Here is a 500-nt window from a genome sequence, read left to right as displayed (position 1 = left end):
CCGTCACGCTGGTAGGATTCGGGGGTACGGCCTCCGTGCGCACCGCAAGGGGGCGTTTTCCATGTACGGGCCGGTCCGGGACGACCCGCGGCCCTGAGGAGAGATGCAGATGCCAGCGATCGCGATCGTCGGAGCCCAGTGGGGCGACGAGGGCAAGGGCAAGGCCACCGACCTGCTGGGCGGGCGAGTGGACTACGTCGTCAAGCCGAACGGCGGCAACAACGCCGGGCACACCGTCGTCGTCAACGGGGAGAAGTTCGAGCTCAAGCTGCTGCCCGCCGGCATCCTCTCGCCCAACGCGGTGCCGGTGATCGGCAACGGCGTGGTGGTGAACCTGGAGGCGCTGTTCGAGGAGATCGACGGGCTCGAGTCCCGCGGCCACTCGTGCGAGCACCTGAAGATCTCCGCCAACGCCCACCTCGTGGCGCCGTACCACCAGACCATGGACAAGGTGACCGAGCGGTTCCTGGGCAAGCGTGCGATCGGCACCACCGGCCGCG

1 protein-coding gene is annotated in these 500 nt (G+C 68.8%); it reads left to right on the top strand.

Going from position 1 to position 500, the window contains the following annotated elements; genetic code table 11:
* Positions 1-109 precede the first annotated feature (109 nt).
* A partial coding sequence (locus C6558_RS39095) for an adenylosuccinate synthetase (protein ID WP_199197147.1) occupies positions 110-500 on the top strand: 391 nt, incomplete at its 3' end.

Origin of the sequence: Ensifer sp. NM-2 (assembly GCF_003024455.1) — a bacterium.
Taxonomy (GTDB): Bacteria; Pseudomonadota; Alphaproteobacteria; order Rhizobiales; family Rhizobiaceae; genus Ensifer; species Ensifer canadensis.
Note: the sequence above shows the minus strand (reverse complement) of the source record. Positions and strands in the feature narration are given on the sequence as shown.